Origin of the sequence: Paenibacillus selenitireducens, from assembly GCF_002021565.1 — a bacterium.
Taxonomy (GTDB): domain Bacteria; phylum Bacillota; class Bacilli; order Paenibacillales; family Paenibacillaceae; genus Paenibacillus_K; species Paenibacillus_K selenitireducens.
Genome location: NZ_MSZX01000010.1, coordinates 26216 through 48132, shown reverse-complemented (window position 1 = coordinate 48132; position 21917 = coordinate 26216). Strand labels below are relative to the sequence as shown.

The 21917-nt window shown below is 45.9% G+C and carries 14 protein-coding genes; 4 read left to right on the top strand and 10 right to left on the bottom strand.

Features of this window, described 5'->3' with window-relative positions; genetic code table 11:
• Nucleotides 1-21: 21 nt before the first annotated feature.
• The 3 genes from BVG16_RS22770 to BVG16_RS22760 all read right to left on the bottom strand — a co-directional run bounded on the left by BVG16_RS22770 (nucleotide 22) and on the right by BVG16_RS22760 (nucleotide 3793).
• Nucleotides 22-480, bottom strand: coding sequence for an FMN-binding protein (locus BVG16_RS22770; RefSeq protein WP_078501502.1), 459 nt, complete (start codon nucleotides 478-480; stop codon nucleotides 22-24).
• A gap of 253 nt (nucleotides 481-733) precedes the next feature.
• Nucleotides 734-1312 carry a TetR/AcrR family transcriptional regulator gene (locus BVG16_RS22765; protein ID WP_078501501.1) on the bottom strand — a complete coding sequence of 193 codons (579 nt, stop codon included), beginning with the start codon at nucleotides 1310-1312 and terminating at the stop codon, nucleotides 734-736.
• A gap of 264 nt (nucleotides 1313-1576) precedes the next feature.
• The gene (locus BVG16_RS22760) at nucleotides 1577-3793 is read right to left on the bottom strand and encodes a GH92 family glycosyl hydrolase (RefSeq protein WP_078501500.1); all 2217 of its coding nucleotides are present in this window, start codon (nucleotides 3791-3793) and stop codon (nucleotides 1577-1579) included.
• Nucleotides 3794-3962: 169 nt separating this feature from the next.
• Between BVG16_RS22760 and BVG16_RS22755 the strand changes: the two genes are divergently transcribed.
• Entirely contained in the window at nucleotides 3963-4835 is an 873-nt protein-coding gene (locus tag BVG16_RS22755; protein ID WP_078501499.1) for an AraC family transcriptional regulator, read from the top strand.
• Nucleotides 4836-4951: 116 nt separating this feature from the next.
• On the opposite strand, the gene BVG16_RS22750 is transcribed toward BVG16_RS22755, so the two are convergent.
• Genes BVG16_RS22750 through BVG16_RS22720 form a run of 7 tightly spaced genes read right to left on the bottom strand, consistent with a single transcriptional unit; the run spans nucleotide 4952 to nucleotide 18704 of the window.
• Nucleotides 4952-7858 (bottom strand): GAP1-N2 domain-containing protein, encoded by a 2907-nt coding sequence (locus BVG16_RS22750; protein WP_078501498.1) that lies wholly within the window; start codon nucleotides 7856-7858, stop codon nucleotides 4952-4954.
• Nucleotides 7855-9117 carry a hypothetical protein gene (locus BVG16_RS22745; protein WP_078501497.1) on the bottom strand — a complete coding sequence of 421 codons (1263 nt, stop codon included), beginning with the start codon at nucleotides 9115-9117 and terminating at the stop codon, nucleotides 7855-7857. The genes BVG16_RS22750 and BVG16_RS22745 overlap by 4 nt, the downstream gene beginning before the upstream one ends.
• Nucleotides 9118-9128: 11 nt before the next feature.
• Nucleotides 9129-9764, bottom strand: coding sequence for a beta-mannanase (locus BVG16_RS22740; protein WP_078501496.1), 636 nt, complete (start codon nucleotides 9762-9764; stop codon nucleotides 9129-9131).
• 26 nt (nucleotides 9765-9790) lie between these two features.
• Nucleotides 9791-11071 carry a vWA domain-containing protein gene (locus BVG16_RS22735; RefSeq protein WP_078501495.1) on the bottom strand — a complete coding sequence of 427 codons (1281 nt, stop codon included), beginning with the start codon at nucleotides 11069-11071 and terminating at the stop codon, nucleotides 9791-9793.
• A 39-nt stretch (nucleotides 11072-11110) separates the two neighbouring features.
• Entirely contained in the window at nucleotides 11111-13495 is a 2385-nt protein-coding gene (locus BVG16_RS22730; RefSeq protein WP_078501494.1) for a transcription initiation factor TFIID, read from the bottom strand.
• 1 nt (nucleotide 13496) lies between these two features.
• On the bottom strand, nucleotides 13497-16889 hold the full coding sequence (locus BVG16_RS22725) for a tubulin-like doman-containing protein (RefSeq protein ID WP_078501493.1): 3393 nt from the start codon (nucleotides 16887-16889) through the stop codon (nucleotides 13497-13499).
• Between the two features lie 33 nt (nucleotides 16890-16922).
• Complete coding sequence (locus BVG16_RS22720; RefSeq protein ID WP_078501492.1) at nucleotides 16923-18704, bottom strand: vWA domain-containing protein; 1782 nt, start codon at nucleotides 18702-18704, stop codon at nucleotides 16923-16925.
• A gap of 240 nt (nucleotides 18705-18944) precedes the next feature.
• Between BVG16_RS22720 and BVG16_RS32920 the strand changes: the two genes are divergently transcribed.
• Genes BVG16_RS32920 through BVG16_RS22710 form a run of 3 tightly spaced genes read left to right on the top strand, consistent with a single transcriptional unit; the run spans nucleotide 18945 to nucleotide 21795 of the window.
• Nucleotides 18945-19094 (top strand): hypothetical protein, encoded by a 150-nt coding sequence (locus BVG16_RS32920; protein WP_158081759.1) that lies wholly within the window; start codon nucleotides 18945-18947, stop codon nucleotides 19092-19094.
• The gene (locus BVG16_RS22715) at nucleotides 19091-20053 is read left to right on the top strand and encodes a hypothetical protein (protein WP_078501491.1); all 963 of its coding nucleotides are present in this window, start codon (nucleotides 19091-19093) and stop codon (nucleotides 20051-20053) included. The genes BVG16_RS32920 and BVG16_RS22715 overlap by 4 nt, the downstream gene beginning before the upstream one ends.
• Nucleotides 20050-21795: a hypothetical protein gene (locus BVG16_RS22710; protein ID WP_078501490.1), complete on the top strand. Its 1746-nt coding sequence runs from the start codon at nucleotides 20050-20052 to the stop codon at nucleotides 21793-21795. Before BVG16_RS22715 ends, BVG16_RS22710 begins: the two co-directional genes overlap by 4 nt.
• Nucleotides 21796-21917: the final 122 nt, after the last annotated feature.

The window sequence follows — 21917 nt, the reverse complement described above, 5'->3', positions numbered from 1 at the left end:
ATGCAACCTCCTTGAATGGAATTATTCTGTCTGCGCCTGCTCCAGTGCATTTTCAAGTGCCTTAAGATGTGCTTTGGAGGTAAGTGTTGCGCCGCTGATGACGTCCACCTGAAGTGATTGCGACTTCATCACATTGCTAAATAAATCACCAATGCTTAGACCACCATTCAGTTCCGCGGGCTTTCCCTTTTTATCCAAAGCGCCTTTGAGTATTTTGATATCTGAAATCTGCCCCGCAGCTATCGATACCTGAACCTTGGTATCTCTGGAATGATCCTTTGTGCCAATGTATTCTCCCACATAGGTACCGTCGCGCAGCTTTTTGAAATCTACGGCATCGATGGTAAGCTTCTGAACTTCACGCCGCCCCGGTGCACTGGAGAGAATCCCTCCCAACGATATGACGGCAATCACGCCTAAGATGATCAGTATAACAATCCACTTTTTGATTCCTTGTTTTCTTCTTACACCTTTGCTCATTTACACGCTCCTTTCATATCATGTTTGCTTGAATACCGCTAAATCAATAGACCGCCCAAGCTTTTTCAGTTAGTTCCCTCGTTGGGGTGATATCGAACAGCCCCTGAAAGATTTTGGGAAACTGTAAGACGCCGGACAGCACTTCGCAATTCTACTTGCTGATTCTGATAGATCTTTTTCCACGGATTTTTTTGAATGAATATTTTTATATTCATTCATTTCAGGTTAAAATTTAACTGCCTCACTAGTTTTGCTAGGGGCAGTCCGTCAGACCCTTCATAATTAGTTCCGTCATACAGTCCAGGAGCTGCGGAAAATACTCCAGTCCGATTTCTTCCTTGTGGGTGTCCACGTTGATAATCGCGGTGAAAACCATCATAATCATTTTGCTGTCAATATCGCTTCGCATTTTACCTTCAGCCTGCCACTGCGTTACAATTTCAAGAAAACTGTCATAAAGGAAGTCGGACGTCTGAACGCCATTCTCCTCCCGATAAAGCTGCTCGATTTTCCCGAAAACGCTTTTGTTATACCATTCCTTTAGAATAGGATTTGCTGTCATTCCTTCCACATTGAGTAGCATCATTTGCCGTACTACTGCCAGCGGGCTTTGGCTCATGTCGAGAGATTGCATACAGCTTTTTTTAAGCTTTGCGTTTTCTTCAAGATAAATGTCCATAAAAAGCTTTTCCTTGGAGGGATAGTAGTTGTAAAAAGTCCCTACGGCCATTCCGGCCTTTTTTGTAATGTCCGAAATGTTCGTATCTTTAAAGCCTTTATTACTAAACAGCTCTTTAGCGCAATCGTAAATCAGTGTTTTTTTTTCTTCCACGTTCAACATCCTCATGAATGAATAATTATTTTTTCATTCATATCATAGTGTCTATAGTAAGATTTGTCAATACTGTCAGCACTAGACGAGATGTAGAAGTTGCCACATGGAAGTGAAGTTGGAATAGCTTGTTCAAAAAAGTGAAGGCCATGAAGATCATACAAAGCAATCCGATGGGATGTGGATATGCAATTCGTGTGGAGACGTGAATTCAAAGTCAGATGAAATAAGTCCCGATGCCATGAGGCATCGGGACTTATTTCATTACTTATTATTTTTGGACATCGCGTAAGGAAGCTTCGCAATATCGCTGACTTCTGCCGGTGGTTCACTGCTCATCTCAAAGCGGATGGTCCCGCCATTCACCAATTGATCATGTGTCAGATACAAGTTGGCAACGGATTTTTCATTCATCTGTACACCCGATACGTATTTATGATCATCAGCATTGTTTGGGGCTTCGATATGGATTTGTTGTCCGTTCTCCAAATGTACCGTCATCTTCTTGAAGTACGGTGTACCAAGAACATATTCAGGAACACCTGGCGTTAGCGGATAGAAGCCCATGGCACCGAATACATACCATGCGCAGAGACTTCCGTTATCTTCGTCCCCAGGAAGACCGTTAGGATGTGAGCTGAACAGTTCATCCATGGTCTTGCGAACCCAATGCTGCGTTAATGCCGGATATCCTAACGCCGTATAGATATACGGGAAGTGGAAGCTCGGTTGGTTGCTGATCGCGAATTGTCCAAAGTCGATCATCGCCATTTCGGACATCTCATGGATCTCGAAGCCGTAAGAACCGACCTTGAAGGCAGGTTCTGCTGCGAACAGCGCATCAAGGCGCTCTTTAGCGGCTTGGCGGCCACCCATCACTTCAGATAGGCCTAGGAAGTCATGTTGAACGGCCCAACTGCTCTGATATGCGCCGCCTTCCGTATAGGGTCCGCCCCATAGGGTTGGATCGAATGGCTCCAGCCAACTGCCATCTTGAAGCTTGCCGCGCATGAAGCCGACAGCAGGGTCATACAAATGCTTGTAATTCTCTGCCCGTTCGATGAGTTTATTGTAGTCTTCCTCACGGCCTAGATGCTTCGCAATTTGCGCAATACAGAAGTCGCCGTATACATAGTCAAGTGTGTTGCATACACTCTCATGCGTATGAATGTCGGCAGGCATGTAGTTGTACTGCAGATATTCTGTCATCCCTTTACGGCCGTACCGATTATCTGCGGATACGGTTGTTGCATGCTTAAGGAGACCTTCGTAAGCCGACTCTACATCAAATCCGGTATTTCCCTTCGCGATCGCATCAGCAAAAGAAACATCGATTAACGTACCGGGCATCATGCTGCGTTCGCCAGGAGAAGCCCATTTCGGCATCCAACCTGTCTCCCGATACGCATTGACCCAACCTTGCATCATTTCGTTCATGAAGGAAGGATACAGCAAGTTGTATAGCGGGAAGGACGTACGATACGTATCCCAGAAACCAATATCCGCATAAAGAGGGCCTTGTTCAATGCGTCCATTATAAGGACTGTAATGAATCTGCTCTCCGGTTGCATCAAATTCATGGAGTGCATGCGGGAATAGGGACGTACGGTATAAGCTTGTATAGAAGGTTTTGAGTTTCTCTACATCATCGCTCTCGACCTCAATGACGCCTAATTGTTTCTCCCATACATCCGTTGCAGCCTGACGAATTTCATCGAAGGAACGTTGTCCGATCTCCCGGTTCAAATTCGTAAATGCTTGCTCTTGACTGATAAAAGAGGTGCTTACCCGTACTTCAACGATTCCATTATCCGGCAGGGTTAATCCCACATATGCACCTAAACGCTCATCTGTACCAGAGAGTTCCTGGAGAATCTGATGTTTTTGGTCGAAAAGACCGCTGTTTTCAGTTGCAATGGGACAGTTAAATTGAACGACGAAATACATGCGGTAGTTATCCGGGGTGCCGCCAGCTTTCGCTGTTGTATACCCCTGTAATGTGTTGTTCGTCGGGTCTATCGTCATGGCAGACTCACCAGGGAAAGGAGATAGAATGAAACGTGCTTCATCCCGGCGTTCAAATGTCAGACGTATGCTTGCGCAGCGTTCTGTCGGTGCAAGCTCCATCGTGGTTCCATACCGCAATAATTGAACTTTAAAGTAATCAGGACGGACGATCATATCTTTCTGACGGAAAGAGGATGAGCGCTCTGGTGCCCATACCTTAAGCGGTCCTGTTTGCGGCATGAAGGTCATATGACCGTAATCGCCGATCCAAGGGCTTGGCTGGTGCGTAACGCGAATACCTTCAAGCCGATTATGATGAGGGCTGAACCACCATCCGCCGCCAGCTTCTGTCGTTTGCGGTGCCCAAGCATTCATGGCGAACGGCAGGGAAATGAGCGGGAGAGTATTCCCGTTCGAATAAGGGTATATGGAATCCGTTCCTTGCAACGGGTTCACGTAATCAATCCAATTCATTATAAAATCGCTCCTTTAATTCATCTGTTGCATACATCTGTATTCTTATTGTATGGAATGATCAGGACTATTCTCCTATCAATATTTCAGGATATCTCTCACTTTTCATGATAAAATATGTCTAGTGGATTCATTCACAAGTAGATTGAGCATAGAAAGAGGCTATAGCATGTTCCCGTATTATCTGCAGGGCGATGACGAAATGTATGGAGAATATCCATTTACGTTGAAAATACATCATCTAGAGACGAACATTCCTGCTCACGTCCATCACTTTGTCGAATATACCTATGCAATAAAAGGAAGAGGGACGGAAATCATAAACGGTGTCAGCAAGGAGTTAATCCCTGGCACATTCACGTTGGTATTCCCACATCAAGTTCATGAAATCAAGATTGAGCCGGGTGAGGAGTTAGTCCTGTATGTTGGAGCGATCGGATTAAAGGCTTTTTTCGGCGGCGATAAGCTGTTCGATTTCCATCAGTTGCTGAAGGGAGCAGAATTTGACTTGAATACGACGTATAAGCTAGATGCAGGAACGGCATCAATCGTGCATTCGCTGCTCGAACAGATGTATGAGGAAATTCGTGAAGTGCAGCCATGGAGCCGCATGATGTTCGTATCCAAGTTGGTTCAAGTCTTTGTACTTTTTGATCGATTTCGTCAAGGACACTTATTGTCTGATCACGCGAGCGGGCATGAGGGGGGAACGGCGAAAGGCATTCGAGAGTTAATCTCCTATGTATATCAGAATTTCAAAGAAGACATTACGCTTGAGACACTAGCCAAGCAGTTTAACTATAGTGTTTCCTATATCAGTTCGGCCTTCAAACAAATGGTGGGAGAAAATTACTACACCGTTCTGGAACGGATTCGAATTGCTCATGCATGTAACTTACTCGTTGGGACCGATTTGAAAATTACCGATATTGCTTATGAAGCAGGGTTTAAATCATATCCTACGTTCGTGCGGGTATTTCAATCCCGCATGCAGATGTCGCCCACCTCATATCGGAAGAACAAAGGCATAGAAATGGTCTAGAGAAGCACTTCAATTTATCCATTGATGCACCTGAATCAAGCCTTAACAGGCTGCTGAAACAAGAAACCCACATTCGTTGACGAATGTGGGTTTCTTGTTTTTGTATGCAAGCTAACTTAAGACTTATTCGATTCATCCGAAGCTTTGGCCGGTGGCTGAGTAAGCTTGAATTTCGTGTCATTGATGATCACAGTACTATCCTGCGGGATGTCCGTTTTGGAACCCAGCTGAATTACGAGTTGGCCTGGATAGGAGGAAGAGTCGTCTTCCCCCGCAGCAGCTGTACCCTGCGTCGTACTTGTCGAATCGGTTCCATCTCCTGGAGTTGCGTTGTTTGCCGTACCATCGCTGTTTGCCGTACCATCGTTGTTCGCGGTATCCGTTGTAGGTTGATTCGTTACGGAATCTTCACAATTGTGGATTAATTTCATGGTCTCGGTAAAATCCGTCGTTGTACCATCTGGTTTTTCAACGCGTACGGAATTAGGCAGGAATGCCGCACACTCCTTGAGATCACGGAATTGGAATACCAGCTGGGTCTGCTCTTCTTGTGGCGTTTTCCCATCCACTTGGATATTCTCTGCATGAACAATAATGTTTGGAACCTCTGCGGTCGGTGGTGTTGTAGTGACAGGTTGTTCTGCCTGCACGGTCTGTTCGGGCGCTTTCTTGCTGAATACCCCGGACCCGATCATACCTGCAGCTGCAACGGCAATAAGAAACAGAACCAATCCGAGAAGACTTGCTTTCTTATGTTTTTTTAGAATACGAATGAGTAAAGATGAATTTTCAATTGCAGCTTTATCATATACCGCCTTCAGGGCCGGTCCAGCCGTATCGAAATACTGTTTGCGATTCGCACGGTTTTTAAAGGCAGTTGGATCGACTTTCTTAAAATAAGAGAGAATCGCTGCTGAATAAGCTGCATGAAGCTTCCGAGATCGCGTGAAATAACGATGCTTTTCCGACCAATTCATGAATTGATAGACGATGGTTTTGTCTTGTGCATGTTGATAGATATAATGCAATAAACCTTGATAATCGATCACGCTTGCACCAGATTCGCGGTAGAACGCCATGATCATGCGTCCGAATTGAGCCGGTTGAATATCGTCTTGCATCCATTTTCGTCCGAGCTGTTGCATGCGATCCATTTCAATCGCGGTGAGGCCTTCGAAGATGGATTCATCCGGATTCTGCTCATGGAACCATCGATACGCAGCGAGCATAACGTTCGTCTGGGATCGTACTTTTTGATTGAAGTGGGCAGCCCATTCTTTGATTTCATCGCCGTGTTCTAAGAAATCAATTTGAAGAAGCTGATCTAGTGTGATTTCATCCAGATTTAATTCTTTAAGTAAATAGAGCTGCGCCGAATAGATGAGTTGATCGATAAAATAAGTATCTTTACTGTCGAATTGCTTCTCCACCTGGATCGCGAGCTTATCAAGTTGATCCACGATCGAATAGACTGCGGAAACAGGCTCAGATTCAATCCGTAATTTCTCGGTTAGTTCTGTCTTTGCAACCTCCAGAAAGACGTTGCTGCTGAGTACTTGCGGATGATGAATCACCCAGTGTTGAATAGCATGAACGATATCTCTGACGGAGCTCATTTCTTGGAATTGATACTGAATATACGGGTCGAACAAAGTTCTCGCGAAATTGACCTGTAAAATCGTATCGAAAAAGAGTTGCCGTAGTGACGGTACGCTCTCCGCGATCGCATAGAACGCTAGTGCCAGATCTTGTCGTTGCTCGGCATTGGCGTTATTTATTGCCCGGATCAAGAAACCAGAGAGATCCTTTTCGATCGCAGCAGGGTTCAAGCGGTCATAATCCCGGAAGCATTCAACAACTGATGGATCCGGAATTTGTCTCTGTTTGACATGCGTGTATTCCCTTGAAAATAACGAAAGGAATAGGGTGTCTAACGGCTCTTTGTTCACAATGGCGTTAGGCGGCGTTAAGTATCCAATCAAAGCACGTAAGATAGCGATGTTATTCTTGTCATATTCATGATGCTGACCTAGGATCAGCTGCACAAACAGGGTTAATTCGTGATAACTCGCGATGGACGTCTGGCGAATGGGGTCCATATCCGCCAACATAGCCTCGGCAAAACGATAGAATTCTTCCATCGTATCGGATTGATTCAGGTGGTTCCACACATAATCCATGTAGGGCTGCTTGGACCAATCAACATCGACATTGTTCACGCGCTGTGCAGGAAGATCGAACGTATAATCTTTTTCGATATTTTTATCGTTCGCGCGCAAGCTTCCTTTTTCCACGAATGTGAGGTGGATGCCTTTTTTGCTGACAGGCTCTTTGGCATACGTCACGAAGCCGAATTGCTTGCGGTAGGCATAAGGCATACTGGCATACAAGATTTCGATCAATTTTACAGCATAGATAGAGAGGTCCTCGATAGGCACATCTAATGTGACATAAACCTTCTTTTTTCCTTGAATCGATGCCATCACGGCGAACAACAGCTGCTTAAACACAGACTCCTCGATGTTCATGTGGGCCAACTGCGTTCGATAAGGAATCGAAGGGATGGTAACAGACTTCAGCGGAAGTTCGTTCAATTCAGGTAAATCATGTCCTTGTTCAATATCATACGTGGTGGCGAAAGAAGCATTCAACCACGCAGTATAGTCATACACAACGTCTGCGGCACGCTCTGCAGGAATCACATAGTTATGCATGAAGAATGCACTGCGCATGCCAGTGAAATCGGCAGGCATATACACACCTGTACCGAGTACGACTTGTCCCGATTCCGTGCGAAATAAATGCATGGCCTGTGGATACGTACTGACGTCCTTTTCTCCCCGAATGGACAGCTCCGTCGGAGCATCGTAGAAGCAGGCAGGATGGAGCACTTTTTTGATGAAATTGCTATCCAACCCGTTGGAACGAGCTACAGTATCGTAACCTTCATTCGTACGAAAAATACCACGCCGCTCTCGCGTATACATTTGTTGTTGGATGGGTTTCTGTGACGGGGTATTCAACGTTCTTCTCTCCCTTCGATGTAATTCAATTTATATAGCAGCCAGATGAACGGTTCGTCCACGCGTATGGGACTGACAACGCCCTGCATCTTCTGATTTACGGGGTTGCTTCCAAGGGCAGAAACCGCGAAGTAGGCGGTATTGGAGAAATAGACATCCATGGTTCCCTTGAAAGGCCGATCGACTTTCTCTATGAAGCGTCGAATTTCGCCGTCAATGTTCTCGAATTCGGTCAGATCAAGCCATTTGCGATGGATCATGTTATTGAAAATATTACTGTTCGGCTTCACATAATCGCCGTCTTCGTCCTTGAGCGAGTGGAGCATATCACTCTTCGTCAACACGACAGCCGTTGGGATATTCGTCTTGGTCTTCTCCTCATACGCAATGAAATCTCCGAACATCGTCAGAACGACATCGCGCGGTTCATCGTATTGCGGAATCCAATCGCCTTCCGTATCCCCGTATTTCAACCGGATCTTTTCACGAATCGAACGGATCTGGAGAGGGTCGACCATGAATAAAATTCCGGCGGAATTCTTGATATGCTGTCCATGCAAACCCAGATAGTCTTGATCGACCATGCCTTCACCCGCAACATCAAAAAATACGAGCGTAAGCGGGGGCTTGGACTCATCCTTGAACACGAATTGGAAAATAAATGGTTCCTGCATTTTCTCTTTTTGGGTGGAAGCGAGTAGGTCGCCACGTTCAAAAAGCGGTTCTTCATACATCGTACGGAATTTCCGGCTTATTTCGGCATTAAGCGGCATGCAAGCTGCGTCAAAATGATCTGCTGTCATATGCTGCAAAGTATGGATCAAGGAGGTCATATAGACCGACTTCCCGACTTGCGAAGCCCCGATGATCGAGATAATATTGCTAGGGACTTTGCCAGCCGTAATCGGCAGCTCATTATGGCAGTGCGGGCATAGCCGGTGACGCGTGACAACGCCATATCGATCGTTCAACCCAATCAGAACATGATCGGAGTAGATATGATGCTCCTCAGGAATATCGTGCGGGAAGAGAATCGCTTCCATATCGTAGACAGAATCCAATCCGAATTGCTGCCTGTAGCGATTCAGAATGTCATCTTCCTGGAGTGCATAGTTCTCATCGTCTTCACGATGATGAGCTGCCCGGAAGACCACATCTTCCGGTGAATATTTACGGAAGCAATAGGGACATACAATATCATAAAACAGCGGTCTTGGCGCTGCTTGCGGTTTCTTTTTAAATAAATCGAAAAAACTCATGGGTGCTCCTCCTATTCCGGTATTAGTGCATAGATATGCCCGTATTTCCGGCCGTCTGTAAAAAATAACCGAATAAAATCGTTCTTGCCGATTTCAATGACAGGCAAGCTCGTCTTGCCTGCAGGAAACGACTCTACGAATGGATAGACGGTCCCATCCTCTTTATGCGTCGGATACCCGCCTTGTTTCTTGACATAACAGAGTACGTCTTTCGCAAGGGGGACTTCTGAGGTGACTTGAATCTGCGCGGATTTATATTTCTGGAATAATCCGCTTTTGAGACGAATCGTGTAATAAATATTCGCTTTTCCTGTACTTACTTCAATGCGATTCCCATACTCAGGTTGTCGAATTAGTCGAGTTTCTCCATCGACGGTCGTGCTGGCGTATATCGTATAGATCCATCGGCCAACACCGTCCAATCGATCCTGATAGCCATTATTCGCTTTGAATTCATCCTTGGTATACAGCTTTAAGGCGCGAGCGTCAGGCGTATCATCAACCTGCTCGCTCGCATGTACTTTATGAATATATACCGATTGGACGTCACTTGGCCACAGCCATCGAAGCGTACAACGGTTGTCATTCACGCTTGTATGAAGGTCCCTTATGATGGGGGATGTAGCATGGGCATCCATAAACTGCATGGTTATTGCGCCTCCCTAGGTGTTAACTAAAAGCCTTTGTTGCGTTGGTCTCGAGCCTGGTTTTCGAAGCTTTGGTTCGGACGACCGGCATGAATATTCCGATGACGATCCTGACGCAGCCGTTGATGTTCCTGAATGGGAATGATCCATGTGAATAAGCCGATCACGCCTGCCAATACCAGAGCGGCAAGGAATCGTGTCAATCCATCCGTAAATGGGTGTCCAGATAATCCAAACTCTAACAATAAACCAGCTAAAAGTCCTGCAACAGACCCGCCGATCATAAAGCTCCGGGCCAGATGACGATTGTCGAAGACGAGACCTAGCGACAAGCCGATTCCTGTACCGATGAGAAGGATTGCTATGATCCGCAAAATCATGTAATACGCGTTATCCTTGGTGTTGTCAGATCTTTCGGTGACAAGGGTGCGATTCCCTAGGTTATCGTAGATTTTCTGGAACACAAGCGATAGATCATCTGCTTTCGTAACATCGTAATATTGCCCGCCTGTGCGATCAGCAATTTGTTGCAAGAGGGCGGTGCCCTCTGGATTGACGAGACTTAAACCGATCGTATTGATCGCAATTTGGTTCTGCTCATATTTGGCAAGCACCTGATTCGTATCGATTTCGCTAAAGCCGTCGGAGAGAAGAATGACCATCGTTCCTCGCTGCGCGGTTCCTTTCTCCTGAATTTGCTTCATGGCTTCATCCAAGGAAAGTGCAATATTCGTTCCCCCGTTGGTCTGCTGCAGGGCATCGATTTTCGCCATGATCTCGTCTTTTGCAGCCTGATTGTTCACTGGGGTAAACGGCTGGATGACTTCAACTTGATCATTGAACACCAAGACCGAAAGTTGATTATCGCTGTCCATTTTTTGAATTAAACGTTTGGCAGCGGCGTAGCGATCCTGATTCGGGTCCGTCTCCGTCATACTCCCTGAGTTGTCGATCACAAGCACGATATCTTTGACGGGCTTGGCCCCGCCGACATTGATATGGTAAAGAGCTTCGAGCGCAAGCCCAACAATGAATAGCAGCACAAGGGTGACCGGAACAAGTAATTTCCAAGACGTTCCGACATACCGCTGCCGCCACGACGAGCCATTAAGCCGCGGTGCAATCATTTCTGCAATGAGACAGAATAGCCCGATGAAAAAGGCGAGGGAGCCAAAGTATAACCCGATCACAACGAACGTTGGCATCGAATCAAGCAAGGTATGAAGTATGAGTTCACCGACCGCAAAACCGATGGCGCCTCCTATGATGCTGAATAACACGAGTAGTAAGTTGATCTTACGCTGCATCGACAATCATCCTCTCTATGAAACCTCTATCGGTTTGATTTAGACAAGCTCTGACAACTGATGAACATCCACACCGTGAAATTCATACTCATTTTGCAAATAGCTTTCATAGTAGATTTTACCGTTTCGATAATACATTAAATCTTCGACGTGGAAGCCGCCCATCATATTTAATTTGTCAACGCCGCTGCTTCGTTTCTCATGCACACAACCTAATTTATAGATCCGCGTGGTCTCGTCCGCACCCAAAGCGAAGCGAATAAATTCGCTTGTGTAATCACCGAAGAAATATTTCTCTTCGTAGCGATGTTCATGCGTATAATCCAGCAGTCGAATATGAATTCCTGCATGATCCTCGAGTGTACGGTAGAGCTTCTTAAATAGTTCATCCTTAGACAGCACTTGTTTGTTCTCATAGGCAATGGTCACATTCGCACGCTGCAGCAGCTCTTCTTCGAAGGTTTGTTGGAACGGTTCGGCTGTTAGAATATGTTGCCGACAGACCGCCATCAGTTTCTTCACATAGGCTTCGTTGCCTTGAAGGAGCAGCGGAGAGATGCTGCCCATATAACGATCATCGAAGAAGATTTCCTGCCCGCGTTTTGCTTCCAGGTCTTCCATGACGTTCTGCGTTACACGTTCGTAGAACTCGATAATGTTCTGACCAATATAATCATCTGCTGTACGTATGCTTTCAAGCGCTGCTCCATGAAGCGAATCACGGAGCTCCTGGATCTGCTTGACCTGACGTTGATAGATGACATGCAACTGCTCTAATGCCGTTTCAACCCGTTTCATACATGCGATTTCCACTTCAAGACGAAGCTTCTCTAGCTTTTTGCGATAGATCTTCTCGAAGAAATAGCGGATGAAACTGCGCACGTTGTGCTTATCCATAAATGGCATTCGCTTAAATGTCTGGCTATCGACATTTTCTTGATAGAGCTGTTCCAGCTCAGAGATAACGAAGTCTTTCTCAGCTTCTCGTTGTCGAATCAGGTTGCGTATCACCGGCAGGATACTCTCATGCTCGACCCATGGATTCGTCCATTGGAACAACTGCATGAATCCGACCTGCGGGAATTGCAACGCTTGTTTCTCCATTGCACGCTGCAAAAAAATATTCATATCAAGTTGGTCAACGGCTAGATTCGCTTCCTGAACAAAGTTAGCATGAAAATAAGCTTGGCAGCCTTCCCCGAAAAGTGCTTGTTCCGCTTCCTGGATGGATAGGGACTTCAACTGTGAGTAACTCATCTCACGTGACATGATCCCGCTCATATCGGCAATTTTACCCTCATCTGGAATGAGAGAATTGAGAAGTCCATCGATCGTTGAAGGATCGAGACCGAAATAAATCAGCTTTTCCGCACTGCTCACATGAAGCTCTCTTTGCAATCGATGGATCAGTTCCTTATGGAAATGGTAGAGCACCGTCAATGCGATCGATTGATTCGGCCGCTTGATTTTGGAAATGCCTGCAGATACATAACCTTGCCGTCCCGATTCCGTCATTAAATTGTTCTTGAACGAAGTGTTGTTATAGCTGTTCTGGTTCAACTCGTATGCTGCTTCTTGCTGTTTGCGGTTCTTCAGCAAGCTGATATGGCAGATGATCTCATAATTATCCTGCATATCGTTGGGTGATGAAATCCCGCGCTCATTCTTATCCGATAAGATGTACACCAGATCGAATAAGGGGGAGGCTACATGCGTAACGGGAATAGAGATGCCATCCTCTGTCACTTGCAGCGGCGCAGAGAATGAATAGTCCTTGCGCTGCATCGTATCCAACTCACGGAGAAAGGCAACGCCGAGCGAACTGCTGTAGCCGAATGTTTCGACTTGATCCCGTTCGCTGATGAGCGCATACAAATCCATCTGTACGGATTTGAAAGACTGACTCAGAATGCTGTGCGCGAGCAAGGTTACCTCCGGAATAAACACATTAAGCGGGTCCTCGACCCGCGTAATGACAGACAGATGAATACGGTCAAATGATGCGTAAATTCGACCATAATCGGCGATATGGCGACTTACCTGGCGCAGCACCCGGTTCAGTTCGAACCAGGGCTGTGTTTGTCGGGTTACGTCTTGATAAATATGTTTGCGAAGCGATTTATCATTGCGCTTTTCTGTGCATACGGGCAACACGAGGCGGCTGACGCGGGAAGGGAGTTCCGTCCCCATACCCGATGCCTTGGCGCCATCTTCGGATGCGATATGCACATACATAATGCCGGCGCTATTGACCGATTTTTTCTCATGAATCCGCATCATCGGTTCCATGGCTTCTGCAGCTTTATCCCCGACATAAATAAATACAGTAGGGTAATGGAAGCTGCTCTGATCATCGCCTTTGCCCGAGAGACGTTCTTCTTCGTAGGCATATTGTGTTGCAAATTGTTGTAATAAAAGCTTCATACTAGGACTTCAACTTTCTGCGAATCGCATGGAGTTTCGTTGTCATTTGTTTGTAAAACTGATACGCTTCTTCACCGTTCGCAAGTTCAACTTTCTCATATTCAAGGCGATCGCGGGCATCCAGGAACACTTCATATAACTCTTCGAGCTTGGATAGGAGCGGTGCAATATCCTCCGATGCCGTCATCTCGGTGCTGCGGCGGGACGCTTTGCGCATGAGCGTACTGCGGTTCTTCTCATCCAACTGGCGGAACTGCTCAAAGATTTCGAATTCGACGAAATCACGGCTTTTCATCAAATTGGCGAACGGTTCCCAAGCTTCTTCTTCCGCGTCCCGGTCGTAAACGTAGAGCGCGCCCTTTTTGCAAATCGTACCGGTATAGAAGGCTTCGATAAATTGATCTTGCAATTTCTCTTCCCCTTGGAATTGGGCAAGCACCTTCTCCAGTTCAGTTACTTTGGCTTGAATCGCTTCATACTTGGCAATCTCTTCCCGAACAAGTGTAATCAATTGCGGCGAGCGAATAAAGTTCTCTTGGGCCATGTCCTCGTTGATGCTTCCGAATATATCCTTCGCAGCCTCTTGGACCAAACCTTCATCAAGCATACGGCGAAGCTCTGCGCGTGCTCGTTGAACCTCACCGAGGTTAGGCTTGGATGTATGCAATTGCATATCAAATCCCCCGAGGATATCTGCTAGATGCAGTGGTTTGGTGAACACGACAGTATACCGGCTGCTTGTTGTCTGATCGACGTCTTTCAGCTTAATGATGTTCAGTTCCACGGCTTTGGCGAATTCACTGCGAATACGTGCGTTGTAATCGCGAACGCGAGCATTGCTGTAAGTGTCGCCCCATGACTTCTGTGGAATAGGAGATGGAAGGTACGTCCAGTTCACTTTGTCGGTCTGCACGAGGTGACGCCCAATGCCTTCCTTATCCAGAATCGTTCTCTCGTAACTTTCTTCATACACTTTTAGCGGCGTATAAACGAAGAGAGGTACGCCATTGCGTGTGTTCAACCAGAAAATCCGGTTCTTCACTTCGCTTTCTTTGACCGTAAAATGGGACTTTCCGACCGCATTGTTCTGATAATTGCGAATCCCTTTAAGAATACTCGGCGCTTGCACAGGCACAGATACGAATCCCCAAGACGGGAAGTATAAATTGCCGGCGCTATTGCTCAAATGGAACACCGGTACGGCTTCTTCGTCTAATTTGCTTGCGATATTGCGTTCAACGAACTTCTCGATCGATTCTTCGTGCCCAAATTTCATCACGAGGAATTCTTCCATCGATTGCGTGATCAAATCCCCGAATTTCTCCGAAAGGAAGTCGGAGATGGAGCTGACGATATCGAGCTCTTGCTCCTTAATCCAATGATTGGAGTGGTTCAGAAGCTCGGATGCGAAATCGCGGATGAGGTCGTCGACTTCTTTTTGCTCCATAATCTTGCTGATGACTTTCGAAATGTCCGGCACACTGACAAGATTCCAGTAGTACGTTTTATTGCCTTTGTGGTCTGCTTGTTCGTCAGCGTTGATCAAGATATCGCCATTTTTCTCGAAAATCGATTTTAGCGCGTTCAAAATCTCGGTAAAGACATGGTAAATCCGATTATTCTCGACGTTCAGCAATTCATACAGATCTTCATAGAACTCGATCATTTGCTCGGTCCGTTCTAAATCTGCATGGAGCCAGTATTCACTGATTTTCGCATCGATATAGGCATTTTTCTTCTTGTCCTTGGAGATAAAAGCACTTCTAGCATCGCTTAATGTCTCTTCTGTAAAGTCACGGGCTGCCTCAATATCGCGAGGGATTCGGACGAGACTCTCACGCAAGGTCTCGATGTAAGAGAGCAGCATTTTAAGCAGGCAGAAACCTTTTTCCGTATAGATCAGTCGAGAGACATAAATCGGACCTTGTTCCGGATGGAGGAACATGCGACGAATTTGATCTGTGAACTGCGCTACGATTTCGCCCGGCAGCTGTTTCTTAACTTTAATGTATTCTTCGCGCGCACGGGTCAGGAAAGTCTGCTCTAACTCGGTATCCATGTTAATGACTTGATGTTTTACGACATTGTTGTAGCTCAGACGCTCGCTATTCTCATAACCAGGCAAGGGTTCAGGGATACGGGATTCGAAGGTCTTCACCATGGAATCCAGATCAACCCCGATTTTGCGTGCGAATTTCTCCGTTTCTTCTTGCGATGGGGATTTTTCGAACATTTTCTCCATCTTCGTAAATAGGCGGTAGCCTAAGTAAGTCGTCATTTCTTCAATGGGAAGCACGGCGGATGAAGCCCCGATAATGTTGTATTCATAGTTCGCCGGATAAGCCTTATTCATCTGGGCGATGTTCGTCCGGATGTTGCTGATATAGTCATGGATCGCGAATTCTTCGCCGGATTGTTTCTCCTCACTCGAAATAAAGTTCGTAATATTCTCGGCAGTGACATTCATGCAATAATCATAAGCATTCTCAAGCAGCTTGCCTTCGGTATTCGTCGCCGAAATCAGATGGCACAGATTAAATGGAGGCAGCGGTGAATTTACCGTCAAGATATTGCCATATTGCTGCTGGAATCGCTCTCCGCGGCTGTCTACGTTCATCCAGTAATCCAACTCTTTTAAAGCAGCATAACCATTTTTTTTGATATATTCCCGCGTATGTTCGCTCAAGCTTTTATTCGATAAGTTGATGTCCGGTGTGAACAGGTAACCTAGCGTATTGACGCGATCGATGCCGGCAGAGCCGTGGTCACGTTCAATAATACCTCGCACGATATACGAAATATCGAGGAAACAGCCGCTGCCTGTACCGCCGGAAAGACCCGTAAGCAGGAACACCATCAGTTTCTTGTTGGTGCCGACGGATAACGTTTTGATTTTTTTGTCGATGGCTTGGACGACTTGATTGATTTTGGTGAAGAGGAGTAGACGTCCGGCTTGGCGAACCCCTGCAGCCCCGTTCATGCCATCTGTGATAGATAGTTCCGGTGACAACCAGTCAGTAATGTAAGGCTCGAGTATGCTGCGATTCTGCAGCAATCCGCCAATTTCTGCATTAGACAGCAGGACGAACTCATTCAATGGATCCAGCCCGATGCCTTTATATTTCTTCCCGCGATCTTGTTCGTTGGTCTCGAACGCAAGAAATTCGACATTGTCGGGCTTGTCGCGTTTCTTCTTGGATAGCGGATCCTCCGGTAATCTAAACCTACGGTTGATTTGGTATTTCAGGCGAAGCAATGCGTCGATTCCTGTTCCGCCAAGTCCGATGATCAGAATGGGGTTGTCGATGGTATCGACACGGATCTTTTCACTGACGATACCGCCCCCTAGGCTTACGTCTAATTGCTGTATATGCTCTCTTACGATGGGTTTCATTTATTTTCCTCCTTAAGGATCGCTGGTACGGATTTATACGAGATATTCGATAAAAATGGTTTTATCAATGCTGCTCATCGTGATCGTGATGCGATCGGAGCTCTTCAATTCCAATCCCCGGCTCGCGTCTAACGTACGGCCTGACTTCTCGATTGAGCTAGAGCCTTGGTTCTTCAAGACGATGTGATCGTTCTTGGCAGGGATAAAGATAATATTCTCGGTTTCCTTCAGCTCAGGTGCGAGCTGTAAGAGTTGATGCAAGGTGAATTTCCCTTTAAAACCTTTCAACTTCTTATACTGCGGATAGCTTTTCTCTCCGGTATTCTCGTCACGGATTTCAACGACAAGTTGACCGACAAAGCCGCGATTGGCTTTTTTCACGGCTGCTAGAATGAAATAACCTCCGGTTGCAATAGCTGCCACGATGATAACGCCTAGAATAACGGGCCAAATCGGGAATGGTTTCTCGTCTTTGGGTTCCGGTTGGCTCGGTGTGACGGCAGTTCCGCCAGATGCTTTCGCATTAATTGTCACAGGATCTGACTCGCGATAGAAGCTCTTTTCTTCCGCTTTTACGGTTAACTCATAAGCTTTCTGATCCGCGACGGTATAGGTTCCTTTGAAATGATCACCCGCGTTGGTCAGAGGCATCTCCGTTACGTTCCCGGTTCCCAGGTCTTTGACTTTGAGGACGGCTGTCATATTGCTATAGAGACCGTTGTCTTGAAGCTTCTGTCCGTTGCTCATGAGATAGGCGCCAATGTCAATGGTATCTCCCTTTTTATACGTTTTCTGGGGGATCGGGTCTAGCGCCAGTTCCAAATCGTAGTTAAAGACGAGATTGATGTCGATTTTGTTCTTGTCCGCACCTTTAACTTGCAGCTTCCAATCTCCCTGAACAGGTTTGAGCATTTTCACCAGGGTGTAGCTCTTGGACTTCGATATCAGGACTTCATTGGAAGGAACAGGAATAGAATGTCCTGAAGGATCCGTTAATTTGATGTCAACCGGTTTGGATGACATAATGGAGATATTCGCTTCAAGCACGTTCGCATTCGGGACATTTACAGTAACATCCTGATAGCTTCCGTTCCCCGTTAGGGATTTTATAGGTACAATATTAAGCTTCAAATGGCTGGCAAATATTTCGCTCAGAATTTGAGGGAGATCATCCGCCGAGCTCGTTTCGAATGATTTGGCACCCGTTCGCTTCGACAGGTCTGCAAGAGCTTCCTTGTTCAGTTTACCATCCGCATTAAGCCCAATCGTATAGATCGGAATGTTCTTGTTCTTTGCGTCTTCTACGGCTTGATTCAATTCTTGGTCTGACTGTGCTTGCGTCCGATTCGATTTCTTGTTCAAGGCATTATTGCCGTCTGCAAGGACGACGATCATCGGTTCGTGGCTTGCATCCGCGCCATCTTCTAGCACTTTAACCGCTTCGCGAACCCCGACAGCGATATCGGTGTAGGTGCCGCGATTCAGTTGATCGATAAACTGCTTCAGATCTTGTTTGTCGGTGTTAGATTTGATTTCAAGAAGTGCTTTTTCACGCTCGATCCGATCGGTATAAGCAATGATGCCGACCTTATCGCCTTGAACGGATAACATGTCGATGAACATTTTCATGGCTTCATTGCCGATTTTATTTTTGTCGCTGCTATTCATCGAGTTACTGACATCCACGACCAGCACCGCGTCAATCTTGGACGATTGGGCAGCCGCGTGAGCAGCAGGTATGCTACCGGCCAAAGGAAGAAGCAGCATGGAGAATGTTAGCATCAGAATGATGAGGCCGATTTTATTTTTAAACATAGGTAAGGCTCCTTTTTCTGTGTGATCTTATTTGTATTCTACATAATCATACTTAACGATAGATGAAATTGGGTTACAGAAAAATAATGTAAAAAATTCTAGTTTTGTATAGTATCATACAAAAAAGAACGATGTTTGCTAGAATCCCGAATCTTTCATTATGATATAGTTAAAGGCATTGAACTTCAACTTTTCCGAAAATATTGCCCTCATAAATTGTTATAAAGGAAGGAACCAGATATGTTTGCATACGCATGTATTGGAATTTTGTTTCTCTTTGTTATTGTAAAATGTATTCAATATGGATGGCACCGTAAAAAATCATTAGACCCGGAGACCATCGATAAAGCACTGCTTGGTATGCTGAATTCAGAGCGTGATAAGGCATGAGCAAGAAAAATTCCAAAACCCCCGTTTATTTGAAACCTTTTCACAAAACTAAATATAGCTACGAAAAGCTTAAGGTATGCAAGAAATGCCATGCTTTTTCGATTCTAGGGGACAAGACCTGCCCGGATTGCGGCAAACCTGATCTGATCCCTGTCGAGGAGCAAGCTGCGCGTAACGCGAAGCATTCCATGCATACTGCCGTTCTCATTGCCGTGTGTATCGGTCTACTTAGTATTTTCTTGAGCAATTCGTTTCTGCAGATGGCCCTTTGCGGCATCGTCACCATCGTGCTGATCGGAGTCCTATGGATCGTTCAACGAAATGTATTGGACACGGAGAGCATTCGTGCGCTGGATAAGCTGTTCTATGCCAATCAGAAAAATGTCCAAGACGGCATCATTGAGGATTACAAAGCCGCAATCGATAACTGGGATACCGATAAACAGCGCTGCTACGAAATGCTGCGCGAGATCGGCACTTTATTGCACAATGATATGATGCGTTTACGGCAACTGACGCTGCTTCAGACATTTTTGCTACGCAAAGATATGGACTTAGAACTTGAACCGCTGCTTGTCCGCAAATATGAACCCGTGCTTGTCGATTATATCGGTGAACTGGCAAAGATCAAACGGGACTTGATTAAAGACCGTACGTTTCAATATATTATGGCATTCGAGCCAGAAATTATGGGACAGGAACAAGGTCTAGACATCTTAACGGCCGTTGCGGGAGCCGCTGTGCGCATGAAACATTACGTTCGCAGCTACGCTGGTTTTGTCAGACGTTATGCTTATAATCTGCCGAAAGATCGTTTCCTCCGCCTTTACCAAATGATCGAACAATATCCGAACGAAGATTGGGGGCGGCTGTCGGAAGAAGTGATGCGTATTTACACTGAAAAATATCAATGGGATCCTGACTTTCAACAAAAAAGCCAAAGGGGTCACTCTATATGACGATCATTCGGGCGATAACCCCTCGAAATGTGATGATTTTTTTGTGCGCGGTGGTTCTGGTCCTCATCGGGGTTAAAGGAGTTTATATCATTCTCAAAATAAATAACGTGTCTGAGGCCGATCGGTTGTGGGCGAGTAAGCAGCTGGTGGAAGCAGAAACGTTTTATACCAAAGCGATGAATAATCGATGGATTCGTTATCAGGAAGATAAGATATCTGCGCGTCTACAGGAACTTGCTCCGATCACAGAAATGAAGCAGACGCTGGCGATGCTGAGCACCGAATTGCAGCAAGTTGAGAAATCCAATGATTTCGAAGGTTTGATGAAAGCTTACGCGACCTACCAAAGCTTTAAAGCCCCGTATGCCAAAGCAGAACATCCAAATGCTGTCTACTATCAGCAAATTGCGAGATCAACGCAAGTCGCCGCGAAGTTGGATGAGGTTTTCCAGTATTTCATAGCGCGCTTCTATGCACAGATGTCATCGAATCTTGAGGATAAAAAATACGATGATGAGAGCTTTAAATCGAACTTGTGGAAGATTCCTGCGGCCTATTTCAATCGGGACGGCAAACGAGCGGATGATCTATCGGCAAAATTCAAGAAGTATGATGAACAGAAGATGGATCAAATCGCGAGTATGGGACAATACCAGATTTTATTGAATGAAGCTATGTCCATGCAGAAGACCTATGAAGACTTGAAATTGAAAGCTAGTTGGGTTCCCAAAAAAGTAGTCTCGTTAGTCGATGTATTCTTGCGGAACGATGTCGGTCAAGAGCGTTATGCTGATTTTGCCATGCATGCAAAGAGTTATGTTGAATATGCGAAATCGATGCAGGTGAAATCGGAGATTGAAGCTTATATCAAGAGCCAAATTCGGAAATGGATGAAAGACGCGAATGCGCTGATCCGCAACGGGGAATTTCAAAAAGCGATTCAGATCTACGAGGGCATTGGGGTCTATCAAGATACAAAGCAGGAAATGCAGGACGCGATGTCAGCATGGACGGCAGCCGATCCTGTACGGCTTCTGCAGAGCGTAGATAGCCGTGTGAACTATGAACAGGTAAGCGGCGGAAAAGATCGTTTCGGTGCCCAAGTCTATGCCATTGCGACGGATGCGATGAATAACCTCTATTACGGTACTTCGGATCGCGAAAACCATGTTTCGGTACGGAAATATGATGCGGTTCCGAAGGGGGTAAAGATTCGAAGCCTGAGGATTGAAGAGAAATTAAGTACGAGCAAAAAACCCGTCATTATTATAGAGATGGATTCCAATAGTCGCGGTGCATGGTATGGGGCTTTTGACGTGAGTAATGATCAATTGCACCCGTTATTTCAATTCGAGGCGGATGGGTATGAGGTACAGTCTGATGGTACACTTCACGTTAATAATCCGAATGTTGCCGAGGCTGAAGGGCAAATGGCAGTCTATGCACTTGTGAACGGTACCTATCAATACACAGGCATCGTACAACAGTTTACCGATATCGTGATTGAAGATTTGTGGCAATATCAGCACATGAAGGTCCGCTTCACTGCGAATATCGTCATGGTCGGAGAATCCGGCGTTTATGCCCAAATGGGGGATAGCTTCGTACAATTGCAGGGTGACTTCTCCTATTCAATCGGAACAGCGGTGATTATCGGAACCTTCGATCAGTCGAAAGAGGTGCAGGTCGGGGATCAAATGCTGAATATCCCGGTCGTAGAGGTGGAGACCATTACGAACTAGTTATGAATCAAACATGAATCAACTATTTTAGGGTTATGTATGATCCTCAACCCTAAGTGTGTTACTGGATTCAGGCATGAGCTTAAAGAGGCAACTCTTTTTGTTCATGCTTTTTTTGCGTT

Bases quoted from the DNA above. Each gene is read 5' to 3' on its own strand.
- BVG16_RS22770 (WP_078501502.1), bottom strand. From the start codon at position 480: ATGAGCAAAGGTGTAAGAAGAAAACAAGGAATCAAAAAGTGGATTGTT.
- BVG16_RS22760 (WP_078501500.1), bottom strand. From the start codon at position 3,793: ATGAATTGGATTGATTACGTGAACCCGTTGCAAGGAACGGATTCCATA.
- BVG16_RS22755 (WP_078501499.1), top strand. From the start codon at position 3,963: ATGTTCCCGTATTATCTGCAGGGCGATGACGAAATGTATGGAGAATAT.
- BVG16_RS22745 (WP_078501497.1), bottom strand. From the start codon at position 9,117: ATGAGTTTTTTCGATTTATTTAAAAAGAAACCGCAAGCAGCGCCAAGA.
- BVG16_RS22740 (WP_078501496.1), bottom strand. From the start codon at position 9,764: ATGCAGTTTATGGATGCCCATGCTACATCCCCCATCATAAGGGACCTT.
- BVG16_RS22735 (WP_078501495.1), bottom strand. From the start codon at position 11,071: ATGCAGCGTAAGATCAACTTACTACTCGTGTTATTCAGCATCATAGGA.
- BVG16_RS22730 (WP_078501494.1), bottom strand. From the start codon at position 13,495: ATGAAGCTTTTATTACAACAATTTGCAACACAATATGCCTACGAAGAA.
- BVG16_RS22725 (WP_078501493.1), bottom strand. From the start codon at position 16,889: ATGAAACCCATCGTAAGAGAGCATATACAGCAATTAGACGTAAGCCTA.
- BVG16_RS22720 (WP_078501492.1), bottom strand. From the start codon at position 18,704: ATGTTTAAAAATAAAATCGGCCTCATCATTCTGATGCTAACATTCTCC.
- BVG16_RS32920 (WP_158081759.1), top strand. From the start codon at position 18,945: ATGTTTGCATACGCATGTATTGGAATTTTGTTTCTCTTTGTTATTGTA.
- BVG16_RS22715 (WP_078501491.1), top strand. From the start codon at position 19,091: ATGAGCAAGAAAAATTCCAAAACCCCCGTTTATTTGAAACCTTTTCAC.
- BVG16_RS22710 (WP_078501490.1), top strand. From the start codon at position 20,050: ATGACGATCATTCGGGCGATAACCCCTCGAAATGTGATGATTTTTTTG.